The organism is Streptomyces sp. NBC_01089 (genome assembly GCF_045162975.1).
Classification (GTDB): Bacteria; Actinomycetota; Actinomycetes; order Streptomycetales; family Streptomycetaceae; genus Streptomyces.
Genome location: NZ_CP108660.1, coordinates 7,636,692 through 7,653,001 on the forward strand (window position 1 = coordinate 7,636,692; position 16,310 = coordinate 7,653,001).

Annotated in this window: 14 protein-coding genes; 10 read left to right on the top strand and 4 right to left on the bottom strand. The window is 70.0% G+C overall.

The window, feature by feature from the left end; translation table 11 throughout:
- Window positions 1–32: 32 nt before the first annotated feature.
- Complete coding sequence (locus tag OG510_RS34380) at window positions 33–761, bottom strand: lysophospholipid acyltransferase family protein (protein WP_406141928.1); 729 nt, start codon at window positions 759–761, stop codon at window positions 33–35.
- A gap of 383 nt (window positions 762–1,144) precedes the next feature.
- Here OG510_RS34380 and OG510_RS34385 point away from each other — a divergent pair, with 383 nt between their 5' ends.
- From OG510_RS34385 to OG510_RS34405, 5 genes are all read left to right on the top strand, one after another.
- Window positions 1,145–1,471, top strand: a complete 327-nt coding sequence (locus tag OG510_RS34385) for a TlpA family protein disulfide reductase (protein WP_406141929.1) — start codon at window positions 1,145–1,147, stop codon at window positions 1,469–1,471.
- A gap of 336 nt (window positions 1,472–1,807) precedes the next feature.
- Complete coding sequence (locus tag OG510_RS34390) at window positions 1,808–2,398, top strand: flavin reductase family protein (RefSeq protein ID WP_406141930.1); 591 nt, start codon at window positions 1,808–1,810, stop codon at window positions 2,396–2,398.
- Between the two features lie 200 nt (window positions 2,399–2,598).
- Entirely contained in the window at window positions 2,599–3,384 is a 786-nt protein-coding gene (locus OG510_RS34395) for an electron transfer flavoprotein subunit beta/FixA family protein (RefSeq protein ID WP_406141931.1), read from the top strand.
- A 73-nt stretch (window positions 3,385–3,457) separates the two neighbouring features.
- Window positions 3,458–4,420 carry an electron transfer flavoprotein subunit alpha/FixB family protein gene (locus OG510_RS34400; protein ID WP_406141932.1) on the top strand — a complete coding sequence of 321 codons (963 nt, stop codon included), beginning with the start codon at window positions 3,458–3,460 and terminating at the stop codon, window positions 4,418–4,420.
- A gap of 152 nt (window positions 4,421–4,572) precedes the next feature.
- Complete coding sequence (locus OG510_RS34405; RefSeq protein WP_164267387.1) at window positions 4,573–5,871, top strand: DUF6986 family protein; 1,299 nt, start codon at window positions 4,573–4,575, stop codon at window positions 5,869–5,871.
- A gap of 150 nt (window positions 5,872–6,021) precedes the next feature.
- Here OG510_RS34405 and OG510_RS34410 read toward each other — a convergent pair whose 3' ends face one another.
- Together OG510_RS34410 and OG510_RS34415 are read right to left on the bottom strand one after the other, a co-directional pair.
- Entirely contained in the window at window positions 6,022–6,612 is a 591-nt protein-coding gene (locus OG510_RS34410; RefSeq protein WP_406141933.1) for a hypothetical protein, read from the bottom strand.
- Between the two features lie 427 nt (window positions 6,613–7,039).
- Entirely contained in the window at window positions 7,040–8,068 is a 1,029-nt protein-coding gene (locus OG510_RS34415) for a LacI family DNA-binding transcriptional regulator (RefSeq protein ID WP_406141934.1), read from the bottom strand.
- 137 nt (window positions 8,069–8,205) lie between these two features.
- Here OG510_RS34415 and OG510_RS34420 point away from each other — a divergent pair, with 137 nt between their 5' ends.
- On the top strand, window positions 8,206–9,165 hold the full coding sequence (locus tag OG510_RS34420; RefSeq protein ID WP_406141935.1) for an ROK family protein: 960 nt from the start codon (window positions 8,206–8,208) through the stop codon (window positions 9,163–9,165).
- Here OG510_RS34420 and OG510_RS34425 read toward each other — a convergent pair.
- Window positions 9,155–11,185 carry an NPCBM/NEW2 domain-containing protein gene (locus OG510_RS34425; RefSeq protein WP_406141936.1) on the bottom strand — a complete coding sequence of 677 codons (2,031 nt, stop codon included), beginning with the start codon at window positions 11,183–11,185 and terminating at the stop codon, window positions 9,155–9,157. The two genes, OG510_RS34420 and OG510_RS34425, sit on opposite strands and share 11 nt — an antisense overlap.
- A gap of 268 nt (window positions 11,186–11,453) precedes the next feature.
- On the opposite strand from OG510_RS34425, the gene OG510_RS34430 reads away from it, so the two are divergent.
- From OG510_RS34430 to OG510_RS34445, 4 genes are all read left to right on the top strand, one after another.
- Window positions 11,454–12,746 (top strand): ABC transporter substrate-binding protein, encoded by a 1,293-nt coding sequence (locus tag OG510_RS34430; RefSeq protein WP_406141937.1) that lies wholly within the window; start codon window positions 11,454–11,456, stop codon window positions 12,744–12,746.
- A 22-nt stretch (window positions 12,747–12,768) separates the two neighbouring features.
- Window positions 12,769–13,683, top strand: a complete 915-nt coding sequence (locus OG510_RS34435; RefSeq protein WP_406141938.1) for a carbohydrate ABC transporter permease — start codon at window positions 12,769–12,771, stop codon at window positions 13,681–13,683.
- Entirely contained in the window at window positions 13,680–14,597 is a 918-nt protein-coding gene (locus tag OG510_RS34440; protein ID WP_164267461.1) for a carbohydrate ABC transporter permease, read from the top strand. Before OG510_RS34435 ends, OG510_RS34440 begins: the two co-directional genes overlap by 4 nt.
- A 182-nt stretch (window positions 14,598–14,779) precedes the next feature.
- Window positions 14,780–16,270, top strand: coding sequence for an FG-GAP-like repeat-containing protein (locus OG510_RS34445; RefSeq protein ID WP_406141939.1), 1,491 nt, complete (start codon window positions 14,780–14,782; stop codon window positions 16,268–16,270).
- Window positions 16,271–16,310 lie beyond the last annotated feature (40 nt).

The following is a 16,310-nucleotide window of genomic DNA, read 5'->3' on the forward strand; positions in this document are numbered from 1 at the left end:
GCCCTTTCACGTATGTGGTCAAGCGGCCGGACTCAGCCGGCTCCGGCCTCACGCACCTGCGCGGGCGTCGGCGCCGTGCCGCCCAGGTGGGCCGGGATCCACCAGGTGTCCGAAGCGTTCTTCGGGCGTACCGGATACGCGCGCTGCGCCGCTTCCAGCAGCTCCTGCATACGCTCGCGGAGCCTGCGGGTGATCGCTCCCGCGTACTCGTCGGTCGGGGCGTCCATGGGCTCGCCGACCCGGACCGTCACCGGGATGTGGCTGCGCTTGAGGTTGCGCGGCCTGCCCTTGGTCCACAGCCGCTGGGTGCCCCACAGCGCCATCGGGATCAGCGGTACGCCCGCGTCCTGCGCCAGCCGTGCCGCACCGGACTTGAAGCCCTTGAGCGTGAAGGACTCCGAGATCGTGGCCTCGGGGAAGACACCGATGATCTCGCCGGAGCGCAGGGCCCTGAGGGCGTGCCGATAGGCGGCCTCGCCCTGCTTGCGGTCCACCGGGATGTGCTTCATACCGCGCATCAGCGGCCCGGAGACCTTGTGGCGGAAGACCGACTCCTTGGCCATGAAGCGCACCAGGCGCTTCTGCGGGAGTGCGGCAAGACCGTTGAAGATGAAGTCCAGATAACCGATGTGGTTACTGACGAGGACGGCCCCGCCCGAGCGCGGGATGTTCTCGGAACCCTGTGTATCGATCTTGAGGTCGAGCGCCTTGAAGAGCCCCCGAGCGGCGCCGATGACCGGTCGATAGACGAGTTCTGCCATCTGGAGAAGACCCTTCTGTGCCCGGGGACGTGCCCCCCGGCGGAAGTTACGCTGCCGTAGGTTTGCGGCATGAGGCAGATCGTGCCCCATGCCGACCAGAGTAGCCACCCCTGGTGACGCGGGGCCGGGAGATCCTCGTCACGTCGTGCGTAAACCGCCCGCACCGCCCCCGAGCAGCGCATACGCCGACAGGAACGATCCGGCGCGACCGGCGTGGCCCCGGCGTGGCCCCGGCGTGGCTCCGGGAATCTTCCCGGCCGGGGGAGCGCTGCACCCGGACGGGGCCGGAAGCGGTGGCGGGCGGCGCGCTGCGCGGCAGGTCCCGCGGCTGTGGAACCGTACGGGCTTCCGGCCGGTACGGCGGCGGAGGAACGGAGCGCGACGTGTACGGGCAAGACGGTGAAACGCGGCTCGGAGCAGCGGAGTTGGGCGAGGAGCTGGGGGAGCGGGCGACGCTCGTCCAGTTCTCCAGTGCCTTCTGCAGGCCCTGCCGGGCCACCTGGCGGACGCTGCGGGAGGTGGCGGCCATGGTCGACGGTGTCACCCATGTCGAGCTCGACGCGGAGGCCAGGCTGGGGCTCGTACGTGAGCTGGGCATCCTCAGGACGCCCACCGTGCTGGTGCTGGACGCGCGGGGCCGGATCGTGCGCCGGGCGTCGGGGCAGCCGCGCAAGGCGGACGTCATCGCCGCCCTGGGGGAGGCGGTCTGAGCCGGGCCGGTCCGAGCCGGACAGCCGGAGACGGCCGGTCCGAACCGGTCGGTCCGAGTCGGGCAGTCCGGGACAGACAGCCCGGGGCGGGCAGCCCGAGACCAGCAGCCCGGGAGGGCGGCTGACGCACCGTGAGTGATCTCCCACATTCCGGAAGGCTCTTGACGGGGTGTCCCCTGAATCGTCAATCTGACGCTATGTCGCAGCTCTCCCCTCCTGACGGCCGGTGCCTCCCCCGCCGGGTCCCCGCGGACCCCGCCCGGATCGCCGTCGGTGGCTGTCCGGGTGTCTGAACATCCCCGGCCCCGTTCGCTCACACCGGAGAAGGACACCCGCATGACGACGACGCCCACCCCCACATCGGCACCGGAACGGACGACGCCCCGGCCACGGCCGGACGACGCGAGGCCGGCGGCCCGGCCGCCCGCCGACGCGGCACCCGCCGCGGGCCCGGCCGGCGCCCCCGCGCTGCTCCGCTCGGTCTTCCGCCGCCACGCGTCCGGCGTAGCGGTGGTCACCGCGGCCGGTGAGTATCCGGCGGGGTTCACCGCCACCTCGGTCAGCTCCGTCGCCGCCGAGCCGCCGCTGGTCTCCTTCGGCGTCGGGACGGGGTCGTCGAGCTGGCCGGTGGTGGCCGGGGCCGAGTACGTCGGGATCCACATACTCGGCGAGCACCAGCAGGAGCTGGCTGCCACCTTCGCGCGCAGCGGCGCCGACCGGTTCGCCGCACCCACCGGCTGGCGCAGCGGCCCCGAGGGCGTACCGCTGCTGGACGGTGTACTGGCCTGGCTGGTCTGCCGGGTGGTGGCGCGGGTTCCCGCCGGGGACCACCGCATCGTGATCGCCGAGGTCGTCACCGGGGACCCGGCCGGGGACGGCCGCCCGCTGCTCTACCACCAGGGGCGCTTCAACGCTCTGCGGGACTGAGATTCTCCCGCGAACCCCGGCTACGGAGCGTTGCTCACGTCACAGTTCAAAGCGCTTGCTTACTGGGTACATTCTGGATGTACTGGCGAGTAATATTTCGTTGGGGGCGTCGGAACCCCCAACCGGAAATCGCCCCATCAGGCGCCTATGCTGCGAGCGACAAGGCAGCCCGGAAAAGACGATGCAGTAGGAGAGCCGGCGTGAGCTTGAGGATCGTTGTCCCTGTGAAGTACGTGCCCGATGCCACTGGTGACCGGCATTTCGCCGATGACCTGACACTGGACCGTGATGATGTCGACGGGCTGCTGTCGGAGCTCGACGAGTACGCGGTGGAGCAGGCGCTCCAGATCGCGGGCGAGGCCGACGACGCGGAGATCACTGTCCTCACGGTCGGCCCGGAGGACGCCAAGGACGCGCTGCGCAAGGCGCTCTCGATGGGCGCCGACAAGGCGGTCCACGTCGAGGACGACGATCTGCACGGCACCGACGTGATGGGTACGTCGCTGGTCATCGCCAAGGCCATCGAGAAGACCGGGTACGACCTGGTCGTCTGCGGTATGGCGTCGACCGACGGCACGATGGGTGTGCTCCCGGCGCTGCTCGCCGAGCGGCTCGGTGTCCCGCAGGTCACGCTGCTGTCCGAGGTGTCGGTCGACGGCACCACGGTCAAGGGCCGCCGTGACGGCGACACCGCCAGCGAGCGGCTGGAGGCTTCGCTGCCGGCCGTCGTGTCCGTGACGGACCAGTCGGGCGAGGCCCGCTACCCGTCCTTCAAGGGCATCATGGCCGCCAAGAAGAAGCCGGTGGAGTCGCTGGACCTGGAGGACCTGGACCTGGAGGCCGGCACCGTCGGTCTCGAGGGCGCGTGGACCAAGGTCGACTCCGCGGCGCAGCGTCCGGCCCGTACCGCCGGCACGATCGTCAAGGACGAGGGCGAGGGCGGCAAGCAGCTCGCTGAGTTCCTCGCGGGCCAGAAGTTCATCTGAGGCTCCCCGGGGCCTCCCGGCCCCGAGTCTCTTGACCGCCCCCGATTCTTCGCATTCGCAGGAGAGCAATCCCATGGCTGAAGTTCTCGTCTACGTCGATCACCTCGACGGTGCCGTCCGCAAGCCCACCCTGGAGCTTCTGACGCTGGCCCGCCGCATCGGCGACCCGGTCGCCGTCGCACTGGGCGCCGGCGCCCAGGACACCGCCGCCGCGCTCGCCGAGCACGGCGCGGTGAAGGTCCTCACGGCCGACGCCCCGGAGTTCGCCGACTACCTCGTCGTTCCGAAGGTCGACGCGCTGCAGGCCGCGTACGACGCGGTGTCGCCGGCCGCGGTGCTGGTCCCGTCCTCCGCCGAGGGCAAGGAGATCGCCGCGCGTCTCGCGGTGCGCATCGGCTCCGGCATCATCACCGACGCCACCGACCTGGAGGCCGGTGAGGACGGGCCGGTCGCCACCCAGTCGGCCTTCGCCGCGTCGTTCACGACCAAGTCCCGGGTCTCGCACGGCACCCCGGTCATCACGGTCAAGCCGAACTCGGCGCCCGTCGAGGCGGCCCCGGCCGCGGGCACCGTGGAAGCGCTGTCGGTGTCCTTCGGTGAGAAGTCCACCGGTACCAAGGTCGTCTCGCGCACGCCGCGTGAGTCGACGGGCCGCCCCGAGCTGACCGAGGCCGCGATCGTGGTCTCCGGTGGCCGCGGGGTCAACGGTGCGGAGAACTTCCACATCATCGAGGCGCTGGCCGACTCGCTCGGTGCCGCTGTCGGCGCCTCGCGCGCCGCGGTCGACGCCGGCTGGTACCCGCACTCCAACCAGGTGGGCCAGACCGGCAAGTCGGTCTCGCCGCAGCTGTACATCGCCAACGGCATCTCCGGCGCCATCCAGCACCGGGCCGGGATGCAGACGTCGAAGACCATCGTCGCCGTCAACAAGGACGCCGAGGCGCCGATCTTCGACCTCGTCGACTACGGGATCGTCGGCGACCTCTTCCAGGTCGTCCCGCAGCTCACCGAAGAGGTCACCTCCCGCAAGGGCTGACCTGCCTCTTCTTGTCGGCCGGGGGCCGCGCGGCGACTTTCGCCGCGCGGCCCCCGGCTGTTTCGGCCAACCATTGACGCAGGTCATGACCGGCCGTTAACTTCGCTATGCGGATTGTTGATTCCGTGAAGCGGAAATATGGAGGGTGAAGGATGGGTCAGCAGGAGAAGGTGGCGACGAGCCTCGCCGGCGCGGTCAGCGAGGACATCAGCGCTTCCCTGGTCGCGGTCGACGAGGAGCTGGCGAGCCGCTACCCGGGGGACCCGGGCACCCGTCAGCCCGTCCACACCGTGTACGTCCCCGGTGACGTGTTCGACGCGGGCACCATCCGCTCCTGGGGCGACCAGGCGCTGGCCTCCCTCGACACCCATGCCCCCGACGCCGCCTCCTTCGCCGGGCTCCTCGGCATCGGCGACGAGCTCGCGACCGCCGTCCACGACCGGGTGCGGGCGAAGCTGGAGCGCGAACCCGTCGAGGACCTGCGCATCGACTTCGAGGACGGCTACGGCCCCCGCCCCGACGCCGAGGAGGACGAGGCCGCGGCCCGCGCCGCCCGGCTGGTCTCCGAGGCGTACGCGAACGGCACGGCCGCCCCGTACATGGGCATCCGGATGAAGTGCATGGAGGCGGCGGTCCGCGACCGCGGCATCCGCACCACGGACATCTTCCTCACCGGTCTGATGCAGGCGGGCGGGCTGCCCGAAGGGCTCGTCCTCACCCTTCCCAAGGTGACCTACCCCGAGCAGGTCACCGCTTTCGTGCGCCTGCTCGAAGCCTTCGAGAAGACACACAGCCTGCCCGCCGGCCGTATCGGCTTCGAGATCCAGATCGAGACCAGCCAGTCCATCCTCGCCTCCGACGGCACCGCGGCCGTCGCCCGGATGATCGGCGCGGCCGAGGGCCGGGCCACCGGACTGCACTACGGCACCTTCGACTACAGCGCCTGTGTCGGAGTCAGCGCGGCGCACCAGGCCAGCGACCACCCGGCCGCCGACCACGCCAAGGCCGTCATGCAGGTCGCGGCGGCGGGTACCGGCGTACGGGTGTCGGACGGCTCGACCAACGTCCTGCCCATCGGCACGACCGAGCACGTGCACGAGGCATGGCGGCTCCACTACGGCCTCACACGCCGGGCCCTGGCCCGCGCCTACTACCAGGGCTGGGACATGCACCCGGCGCATCTGCCGACCCGTTACGCGGCGGTGTACGCCTTCTACCGTGAGGGCCTGGAGCCGGCCGCCGCCCGGCTCGCCGCCTATGTCGCCAAGGCCGGCGGTGACGTCATGGACGAGCCGGCGACCGCCAAGGCACTCAGCGGATATCTGCTGCGCGGCCTCGACTGCGGCGCACTCGACGACGCCGAGGTCACCGGCCTCACCGGTCTGAGCCGCGCCGGCCTCGAAAGCTTCGCGGGTCCGCGCCGCGCGGACCTGACGATCACGGCCCCCTGACCGAGGGCCCCGGCTCACGCGGCCCGGGGCGGAACATGACGTCGGCCTCCGTGACCTGCTGCGGTCACGGAGGCCGACGTCATGCGGGGGCGATGGCGATCCGCGATCCCTGCCTGATCCGGACCACAGGCGTGATCCGTACGCCGGGTGCTAGGGGTGGTAGATCTCCCGCATGGCGGTGATCTGGCTCCGGCCGTTGACCCGGTAGACGAAGTGCGGGGTGTTCGCGAGCTTGTGGGTCACCAGCCACTTCGGGGTGACCTTCACGGTGTCCGTGTCGTGGAGGACCTGGACGGATGCGCCCGGGGCGAAGGCCAGTGAGCGGGCCGCTCCGCTGGGGGTGTAGGCGACGTCCTCGTCGTTCTTCGTGTTCACGCTGCACGTCTCCGGGGTGACCCGTACGACGGTCTTGCCCCGGGAGTTCTTGGCGGAGTGCAGCTCGAAGAAGTGCTTGTACCCCGCGGGCAGATGACACGGCTTCCAGTTGGCGCCCCCGACTCCGGAGGTGACGGCAGGCTGCCCGGCCGCGGCCCCCGTGGTCCTGGCGTGCGCGTCGGCGACGCTGATGGCGACCGGACCACGGCCGGCCTGACCGTGGGTGGCCGGACCGGCCGTGGTGGACACGGTGGCGGTGCTCGCGGCCGTGCGCGGGCTGGCGTCGGAGGACGCGCACGCGGTGGCGAGGAGTGCTGCGGCGGAGGCGACAACGGCGGCGGCGGAGACGTAACGGCGGTGGTTCATGGGCATCCTCTGCGACGAAGACCGGCTGACGCCCAGGGAGATAACGGACAGCGGGGAAGCGTTTCAACCGGCGGCCGGCTGTGACCGGACAGTGACAACCGTCACGCCGTCAAGACGATCGGCGGGGGTTGGGGGGCTGTGCTCTCCGGCAGCCGTCCTCACGCCGGGGCGCCGTCCCCGGCCGGCCGCCGCCCTACGTCGGGCGGCCCCCAAGCCGGGCCGCGCCCCCAAGCCGGGCCGCCTCACGCCGGGCGGCCCCCAAGCCGGGCCGCCTCACGTCGGGACGCCCCCAAGCGGGACCGCCTCACGTCGGGCCGCCAACCACGAGGTCGCCCGGGGCTACCAACCACGAGGTCGCCCAGGGACGCCAACCACCACGACCGCCCGGGCCCCCTCAAACAGGCCCGCCCTCCCGCAGACCCCGTCCTCAAGCCGGCGCGATCTCCCCCGAGCCGCGCGCGATGAGACGGGTCGGCAGCACCTTCTGCGCCGGTGCGTCGTTCGCGCCGTCCAGCCGGCGGAAGAGCGTCTCGGCCGCCGTACGCCCCAGCGCCGCCGAGTCCTGCGCGATCACCGTGATCCCCAGCAGGTCGGCCAGCTCGATGTCGTCGAACCCGACCAGCGCCACCGCCTGCTCGCGCTCGGCCAGGACGCGCACGGCGGTCACCGTCACCCGGTTGTTGCCCGCGAAGATCGCGGTGACCGGCGAATCCCCGTCGAGCAGCGTCTCCACCGCGCCACGCACCCGTTCGGCCTCCGTGACACCGAGCGAGACCCAGGCGTCGTTCACTTCGAGACCGCCGTCCGCCATGGCGGCGTGGTAGCCCCGCAGCCGCTCGGTGGCCGTGTGGATACGCGGCTGGTCACCGATGAAGCCGATCCTGCGGTGGCCCCCGGCGATCAGATGGGCCACGCCGTCCCGGGCGCCGCCGAAGTTGTCCGAGAACACCATGTCCGCGTCGATCTTCCCGGCGGGGCGGTCCACGAAGACGGTGGCGACCCCGGCGGCGATCTCCGGCTCCAGATAGCGGTGGTCGTCCCCGGCCGGGATCACGATCAGCCCGTCCACCCGGCGGGCGCAGAGCGCGAGGACCAGCTCCTGCTCCCGCTCGGGATCCTCGGCGCTGGAACCGTTGATCAGCAGCGCGCCGTGAGCGCGGGCCACCTCTTCCACCGCGCGGTTCAGTGGCCCGTAGAAGGGGTCCGCGAGGTCCTCCAGGACCAGGCCGATACTCGCGGTGCGGCCCTTGCGCAGCACGCGTGCGCTGTCGTTGCGGCGGAATCCGAGTGCTTCGATGGCCTCCTGCACCCGGCGCTCGGTGTCGGGCGTGACGCCCGCCTCGCCGTTCACCACCCGCGACACTGTCTTGAGGCCGACTCCGGCACGCGCGGCGACGTCCTTCATCGTCGGCCGGTTGCCGTAGCGGGGCTCGGAGTGGCTGGCGGTCCGGTCCACGGTGCGCTGTCCTGTCGTCGGCTGGTGTGCTGTGAGAGATGCGTGTCGAGCATAGGGCCTGGACAACGTTGTCAGGTGAATGGAGACTGACCACTTACACTCCTCATCACCCCTTGTCACCTGGAGATCCGACAGCAATGCACAACCACCTCGTAGCCGCGCTCGACATCGGCGGCACAAAGATCGCCGGCGCGCTGGTGGACGGCACGGGGCACATTCTCGTACGCGCGCAGGCGCCGACACCGGCCAAGGAGGACGGCGACACGGTGCTGGGCGCCGTCAGGGAGGTGCTCGACGGGCTCGCGGCCGACCCCCGGTGGGGCCGCGCGACCGCTGTCGGGATCGGCAGCGCCGGGCCGGTGGACGCGTCGGCCGGCACCGTCAGCCCGGTCAATGTGCCCGGCTGGCGCGACTACCCGCTCGTCGACCGGGTCCGCGCCGCGGTGGGCGGCCTGCCCGTCACGCTCGTCGGGGACGGGGTCGCGATGACCGCGGCCGAACACTGGCAGGGCGCGGCCCGTGGGTACGACAACGCCCTGTGCATGGTCGTCTCCACCGGCGTGGGCGGCGGTCTGGTCCTGGGCGGCGCCCTGCGCCCTGGCCCCAGCGGCAACGCCGGGCACATCGGCCACATCAGTGTCGACCTGGACGGGGACGCCTGCCCGTGCGGCTCCCGCGGCTGTGTCGAGCGCATAGCCAGTGGCCCCAACATCGCCCGCAGGGCGCTGGCCGACGGCTGGCGCCCCGGCCCGGACGGCGACGTCAGCGCCGCCGCCGTGGCCGCCTCCGCGCGGGCGGGGGACCGCACCGCCATCGCGTCGTTCGAGCGTGCGGCCCAGGCGCTCGCCGCCGGGATCGCCGCCACCGCGACCCTGGTCGAGATCGACATCGCGGTGATAGGCGGGGGAGTGGCGGGCGCGGGCGATGTGCTGTTCGTCCCGCTGCGCCGCGCACTGCGGGACTACGCCACGCTCTCCTTCGTACAGCAGCTGAAGGTGGCGCCGGCGCTCATGGGCAATGACGCGGGTCTTGTCGGTGCGGCTGCTGCCGCCTCGCTCGGCGAACCGGACGGGGCGGCAGCGGGCGTCAGCAGCTGAGCCGCGCCCCGGCCCAGTCGGCGTGGTCGGAGTCGTTGCCGTCCCCGCCGTCGGTGACCACCAGCCGTACCGTCCGCGCGCCGCTCACATCCGCCGAGAGCGGCTGCGCCGGCATCCCGTTGGTGAGGACGCCGGTCGACGCGGCCTTCCTGCCGTCGGCCCAGATCTCGAAGGTGACCGTCCCCTTGGCGCCCGTCTCGTCGTCGACGCCCACATCGGCGCTGACCCGGGAGCAGCCGCCGCCCGTGTAGTACTCCAGGCTGCTCGGCGCGTGCACCCCGAGCCCCTTGGCGTACCCGGTCCCGCCGATCGTCAGCGGGTTTCCGTCGCCCAGCTGGTCCTCACCGTTGCTGGTGTCCTTCTCCACCGGGCCCCAGCCGTTGGCGGCCGACATCTCCGGCAGATCGCTGAGGTACGGGCTCCCGGCGGGCGGTGCCACGACGACATGCACCGGGACGGACCGCGTGGACCGGACGGACTCGCCGGCCGGTGAGCGGTACGCAGATGACAGCTGGAGCGCGTAGGCGCCCGCAGGCGTCCCCGCCGGGGCGGTGACCCTCCAGGACGTACGCAGTGACTTCCCGGCCGGCACAGCGGGCGCCGAGGCCCCCGAGACGGGCCTCACGGTCCAGCCGGCCGGTCCGGTGAGCGAGGCGCGCACCTGGAGCGCCGGGAGGCGGCCCAGATCGGTGACCGTGGTGGTCACCGCAGTGGTGCTGCCGGCCTCGGTCAGCAGCGGGCCGCTGATGCCGGTGTCGACGGCCGGCGGGTACGTCGCCCACTTGCGGTCGGCGGCGACGCGCAGCAGCACCGTGCCGTGCGCGGGCACGGTGGCCGCGAGGGTCCCCGCCGTGCTGTACGTCCGGTGCTGCCAGAGGTCCCGCTCGGTGTACGCGGCGGCCTTCGGCAGACCGGCCGCCGTGGCGGTGGTGGAGATGCGCTGGGGGCTGTCCGACTCGTTGAAGAGGGCGACGGCGCGGCTGCCGTCCTTCATCTCCTTGGTGACCACCCAGCGCCCGCCGTCGGACGAGAGCACGGTGCCCTGCTTGCCGAGCGGGTCCTGGTCCACGGCGATGACCTCTTTGTTGGTCACGATGCCGTACGTCTCGTCCGACGCCTTGCGCAGATCGGTGCCGATCAGGAGGGGCGCCGCCATGACCGACCACATCGAGAAGTGTGTGCGGTACTCGGTGTCGGTCATCCCGCCGTTGCCGACCTCCAGCATGTCCGGGTCGTTCCAGTGTCCGGGCCCCGCGGCCGCGGCGAGCGGCAGGTTCTGCTTGAGGATCGACAGCATCGACGCCCAGCTGTCGCTGATGTCTCCGGTCGTACGCCAGAGGTTGCCGATGTCACCGGCCCACTCCCAGGGCTTGTTGGAGCCCCATTCGCAGATGCTGTAGACGATCGGGCGCCCGGTGGCGGCGAGTGCGTCGCGCATCGCCGTGTAGCGCTGCACGGCGTCCACGCCCTGGTTGTTGCAGTTGTCGTACTTGAGGTAGTCCACGCCCCAGTCGGCGAACTGCCGTGCGTCGCTGACCTCGTGGCCCAGCGCTCCGGGCAGGCCGGTGCTGTCGCACGTCCTGGTGCCCGCGCTCGTGTAGATGCCGAGCTTGAGCCCCTTGGAGTGGACGTAGTCGGCGACTGCCTTGATGCCGTGGGGGAAGCGCACCGGATCCGGTACAAGCTTCCCGTCGGCGTTCCGCTCGGGCAGTGCCCAGCAGTCGTCGAGGTTCACATACTGGTACCCGGCGGCCTTGAGGCCCTTGTCCACGAAGATGTCGGCGATGCCCTCGACCATCGCCTCGTTGAAGTCCGCGCGGCAGTGCGTGGAGTTCCAGTTGTTGAAACCCATCGGAGGTGTGAGCGCCAGGCCGTTGTCGGCTTTCGGCGTCACGGTGTCGGGCGCGCTCCTGGCGGCGGCCGGTGTGGCGAGTCCACCGGCGCAGAGCAGTGCGGTGACCAGTGCTCCGAGGATTCTTCGGCGCAGGGGGCGGGTGTGACTGGGGGGAAGGTGACGCATCGTTACGTTCCTCCGTACAGGGCCCGTGATCGGATGACTTCATGTACGCGTCATGGCGAGCGTTTACGGTAGGGCTTGTTCGAGTCTGTTGGAAGAGGCGCGGTAACGGTTGTTCGATATCTCGCCTAAACCCTTGACTGGCACGTCACTTGGGAGTGAGATCCAATCCTCGCGTTCGGTTGTGTTGGGTTTCACCCTGGAGGAGGGGGACATGGCGCAGTCTTCGTACAACGGTTCAGTCGTGCCCGGAAGTGTGGCTGGACATCGGATGTCCCGCCGGAATCTTCTGCGTGGCGCGGCAGTCGGTGCCGGCGCTGTGGCGCTGCCTTCGCTCCTTGCCGCGTGCAGCAGTGGCCCGGGGGGCGACGCCAAGACCATCAAACTGGGGTCGAACTCCTCGGACGCGGTGCCGAAGAAAGCTTTCGCGGACGCCTTCGCGGCTTATGAGAACCAGTCCAAGGAAGGCCGGAAGATCAAGGTCAACACCGTTGACCACAACAGCTTCCAGGAGAACATCAACCGCTATCTGCAGAGCGACCCCGACGAGGTCTTCATGTGGTTCGCGGGGAACCGTATGCAGTACTTCGCCAAAAAGGGCCTGCTGTACGACATCAGCGACCTCTGGCAGGACTACAAGGGCTTCACGCCCGCGCTCAAGGCCCAGTCGACGGGGGCGGACGGAAAGCAGTACTTCACGCCGTACTACTACTACCCGTGGGCGGTCTTCCACCGGAAGAGCCTCTTCACCAAGTACGGCTACGAGGCCCCGAAGACCCTCGACGACTACATCGCGCTCGCCAAGCGGATGAAGAAGGACAAGCTCGTCCCCATCGGCTTCTGCGACAAGGACGGGTGGCCCGCGATGGGCACCTTCGACTACATCAATATGCGGACCAACGGCTACGACTTCCACAAGTCCCTGATGGCGGGCGAGGAGTCGTGGACCGACAAGCGGGTCAAGGACGTCTTCGACACCTGGCGCCGCCTCCTGCCGTACTGCCAGCCGGGCGCCAACGGCCGTACCTGGCAGGAGACCGGGCAGAGCCTCCAGAAGCGCGAGATCGGCATGGTGGTCCTCGGGATGCCGCACCCGGGCCAGCAGTTCCCCGCCGCCGAGCGGTCCGACATCGACTTCTTCGCCTTTCCCGAGATCAACCCGGAGCACGGCCAGGACGCGGTCGAGGCACCCATCGACGGCTTCCTGCTGGCGAAGAAGTCCAAGGAACTCAAGAACAAGAAGTCCATGGAGAGCGCCAAAGACCTGCTCAAGTGGCTGGCCACGCCCAAGGCCGAGGACATCTACCTGGCCGGTGACCCCAACAACATCGCGGTCAACAGCGGGGCCGACCTGTCGAAGTACACCGCGCTGCAGAAGAAGTCGGCCGAGCTGATATCCGGGGCGAAGCAGATCTCGCAGTTCATGGACCGTGACACCCGCCCCGACTTCGCGTCGACGGTGATGATTCCGGCCATCCAGAAGTTCATCTCCACCCCGAACGACGTCGACGGCCTGTGCAACGACATCGAGCGGCAGAAGAAGACCATCTTCGCTTCCGAGTGAACAGCCCCCTGGAGTACAGACCGTGGCGCTCAACACCGCGCGGCGCTCCGCACGACGAGGCCGACGCCGCTTCACCCGGCGCGACCTCGTCGTGCTCGGGCTGCTGCTGGGCATACCCGTCCTGCTCGACATCGCCATCGTGTGGGGACCGACGCTCGCATCCGTCGTGCTCTCCTTCACCAGCTGGGACGGCGTCGGACCCATCAAGTGGGTGGGCACGCAGAACTACGCGAACCTCTTCACCAACTACCCGCCCTTCTGGCCCGCGGTCCGGCACAACCTGCTGTGGCTGGGCTTCCTCGGGCTCGTCGCGGTGCCGTTCGGGCTGCTGCTGGCGGTGCTCATCGACCGGGGCGTGCGCTTCAGCCGCTTCTACCAGTCGACGCTCTACATGCCGGTGGTGCTCTCACTCGCCGTCGTGGGATTCATCGCCCAGCTGATCTTCTCCCGCGACCAGGGCGTGCTCAACGCCCTGATCGGCAACACCAAGAACCCCACCGACTGGCTCGGCGACCCGAACCTCAACATCTGGATGATCCTGCTGGCCGCCGCCTGGCGGCACACCGGCTACGTGATGATCCTCTATCTGGCCGGCCTGAAGGCCGTGGACCCCTCGCTCAAGGAAGCGGCGGCCATCGACGGCGCGAACGAGGCACAGACCTTCTTCCGGGTCGTCTTCCCGACCCTGCGGCCGGTCAACGTCATCGTCGGTGTCATCACCGTCATCGAGTCGCTGCGCGCCTTCGACATCGTCTACGCGGTCAACCACGGCCGCAACGGCCTGGAAGTGCTCTCGGTGCTCGTCACCGACAACATCATCGGCGAGGCGAGCAGGATCGGCTTCGGCTCGGCCATCGCCGTGGTGCTGCTGGCCGTCTCCATGGGCTTCGTCGTGACGTATCTGGTGCAGGAGATCCGAGGAGAGAAGTCCCGATGACCGTCGACACCGCTCCGCCGCCCACCGCGGTCCCGGCGTCCGCGCCCGCAGCCCGCCGCCGGGGGACGCGCCCCGGCCGGATCGGGCTGCACGTCTTCCTGATGGGCGTCTCGATCGCCTTCCTCGCGCCGCTGCTCCTCGCGGTCTACGCCTCCCTCAGGCCGTACGACGAGACCTCCAAGTACGGCTACTTCTCGCTGCCGCGGCATCTGTCCTTCCACTACTACAAAGAGGCGTTCAGCGACTCGGGCATGACGAAGTACTTCGTCAACACCCTGATCATCGCGGTGCCCGGGGTCATCGTCACGCTCTTCCTGGCGTCGTTCGTGGCCTTCGCCGTCTCCCGGATCAGGCTGCGCGGCGGCATCGTCCTGCTGATGCTCTTCACCGCGGGGAACCTGCTGCCGCAGCAGGTCATCGTGACCCCGCTGTACGTCGTCTTCAACCGCATCCCGCTGCCGTACTGGATGTCCGACTCGATGACGATGTTCGACTCGTACTGGGCCGTCATCGTGGTCCAGATCGGGTTCCAGATCGGCTTCTGCGTCTTCGTCCTCGCGAACTTCATGCGCACGCTGCCGCAGGAGATCCTGGAGGCGGCGATCGTCGACGGCGCGGGGGTGTGGACCCAGTTCTGGCGGATCACGCTGCCGCTCTGCCGCCCCGCCATCGCCGCGCTCGCCACCCTTGAGTTCACCTGGATGTACAACGACTTCCTCTGGGCGCTGGTCTTCATGTCCGACGGCGACAAACTGCCGATCACCTCGGCGCTGAACAACCTCAGGGGCCAGTTCTTCACGGACTACAACCTGCTGGCCGCCGGTTCCGTGATCGTGGCGCTGCCCACGCTCGTGGTGTTCCTGCTGCTGCAGCGGCACTTCATCGCGGGGCTGACGCTCGGCTCCAGCAAGTGAGCTGCCGGTAGCGGGGGGGGTGTCACGGGGGCGGGGTACGGCCCGCCCCCGAGGTCGGGAACGGCCCATCCGGACCGGAACCCTCCGGCAATGTGTTGGCGGATGCAACCATCGCGGGCTCTCGTGTGTCAGGGGAGGGGAAGCACTTTCCAAGAGATCATTTTCCAGAGATCGGAGTTCGTGTGCATTCCCGAGCCCTGGGCGCAGGTGTGGCCATCGCCGTAGCAGTGGTGTCCGCCGCTGTCGCCGTGCCCGCAGCCCAAGCCGCGCCCCCGTCGTCCATAGCGTCCGCGCAGTCCGCGCCGGCGGCCGGAACTGCCAAGAAGGCCGACTTCAACGGCGACGGCTACGCCGATACCGCCTTCACCGCACCGTCGGCCACCGTCGGAGGCAAGAAGGGCGCCGGATACGTCGGTGTGATGTACGGCTCCAAGTCCGGTGTGAACACGGCATCCAAGCAGGTCATCAACCAGAACTCCGCGGGCATCCCGGACTCCGCCGAGTCCGGCGACGCCTTCGGCAGCGCCATCGCCTCCGCCGACCTGGACGGCGACGGCTACACGGACCTCATCGTCGGCGCCGCGAACGAGGACGCGGGCCTCGGGAAGCTCGGCACGCTCACCGTGGTCTGGGGCAGCCCCACCGGCCTGACCGGCGGTGCGGTGCTTGCCGAAGGGGACACCGACTCCGGAGCCATCGGCGGCAAGCTGGCCGTCGGCGACTTCAACGGCGACGGCGGCCAGGACGTGGTGACCGTCGCGGGCAATCAGCATCTGCGGGTGTTCTCCGGCCCGTTCAAGCGGGACGGATCCGCGAAGAGCACATCGATCGTCCGGGACACCGAGGACACCCGGTACCTCGACATCGCGGCCGGTGACGTCACCGGTGACGGCATCACCGACCTGGTCGGCACGGTCAACGACGGCGACGAGTACGACGCCCGCCGGGTGCGCTTCCTGCCCGGGACGGCGAACGGCTTCGCCGCGCCGAAGACCGTCGAGGACGCGAAGGGCGACCGGGTCCAGGGCGGCGAGTACGTCACCACGGGCGACGTGAACCACGACGGCTACGCCGACATCGTTGTCGGCCGCCCGGTGGAGGGCTACGACAGCGATCTCGGCCTGCCGCTCGCCAAGGGCGGCATGATCATGTACATCCCTGGTGGGGCGTCCGGGCCGCAGGGCACGAAGGCCAAGGCGTTCAGCCAGGACAGCGCGGGCGTCCCCGGCGCGTCCGAGGTGGGCGACAAGTTCGGCACGTCGGTCTCGGTCGGTGACACCGACGGTGACGGTTACGGCGACATCGCCGTCGGCGTCCCCGGTGAGGCCCTCGGCACCAAGGCGAAGGCCGGACAGGTGATCGTCCTGCACGGCAGCGCGAGCGGACCCACCGGAACCGGCTCGAAGGGGTTCACCCAGGACACCGCCGGCATCGGCGGCGCCGCGGAGCCCAACGACGCCTTCGGCGGGGCGACCTCGCTGATGGACGCCAACGCCGACGGCCGGGCCGAACTCGTCATCGGCTCGCCCGGTGAGAACGACAACGCCGGATCGATCTGGGTTCTGCCGGGCAGCACCGGCGGCACGACCGCCACCGGTTCGATGACCTTCGGCGCCGGCACACTCGGCACCGACCCGGCGAACGCCGCGCTGGGATCGTCCTTCAACCACTGAACCGCAGGCGGCACCAGCCGCTGACGCAGGATGCCCAGGG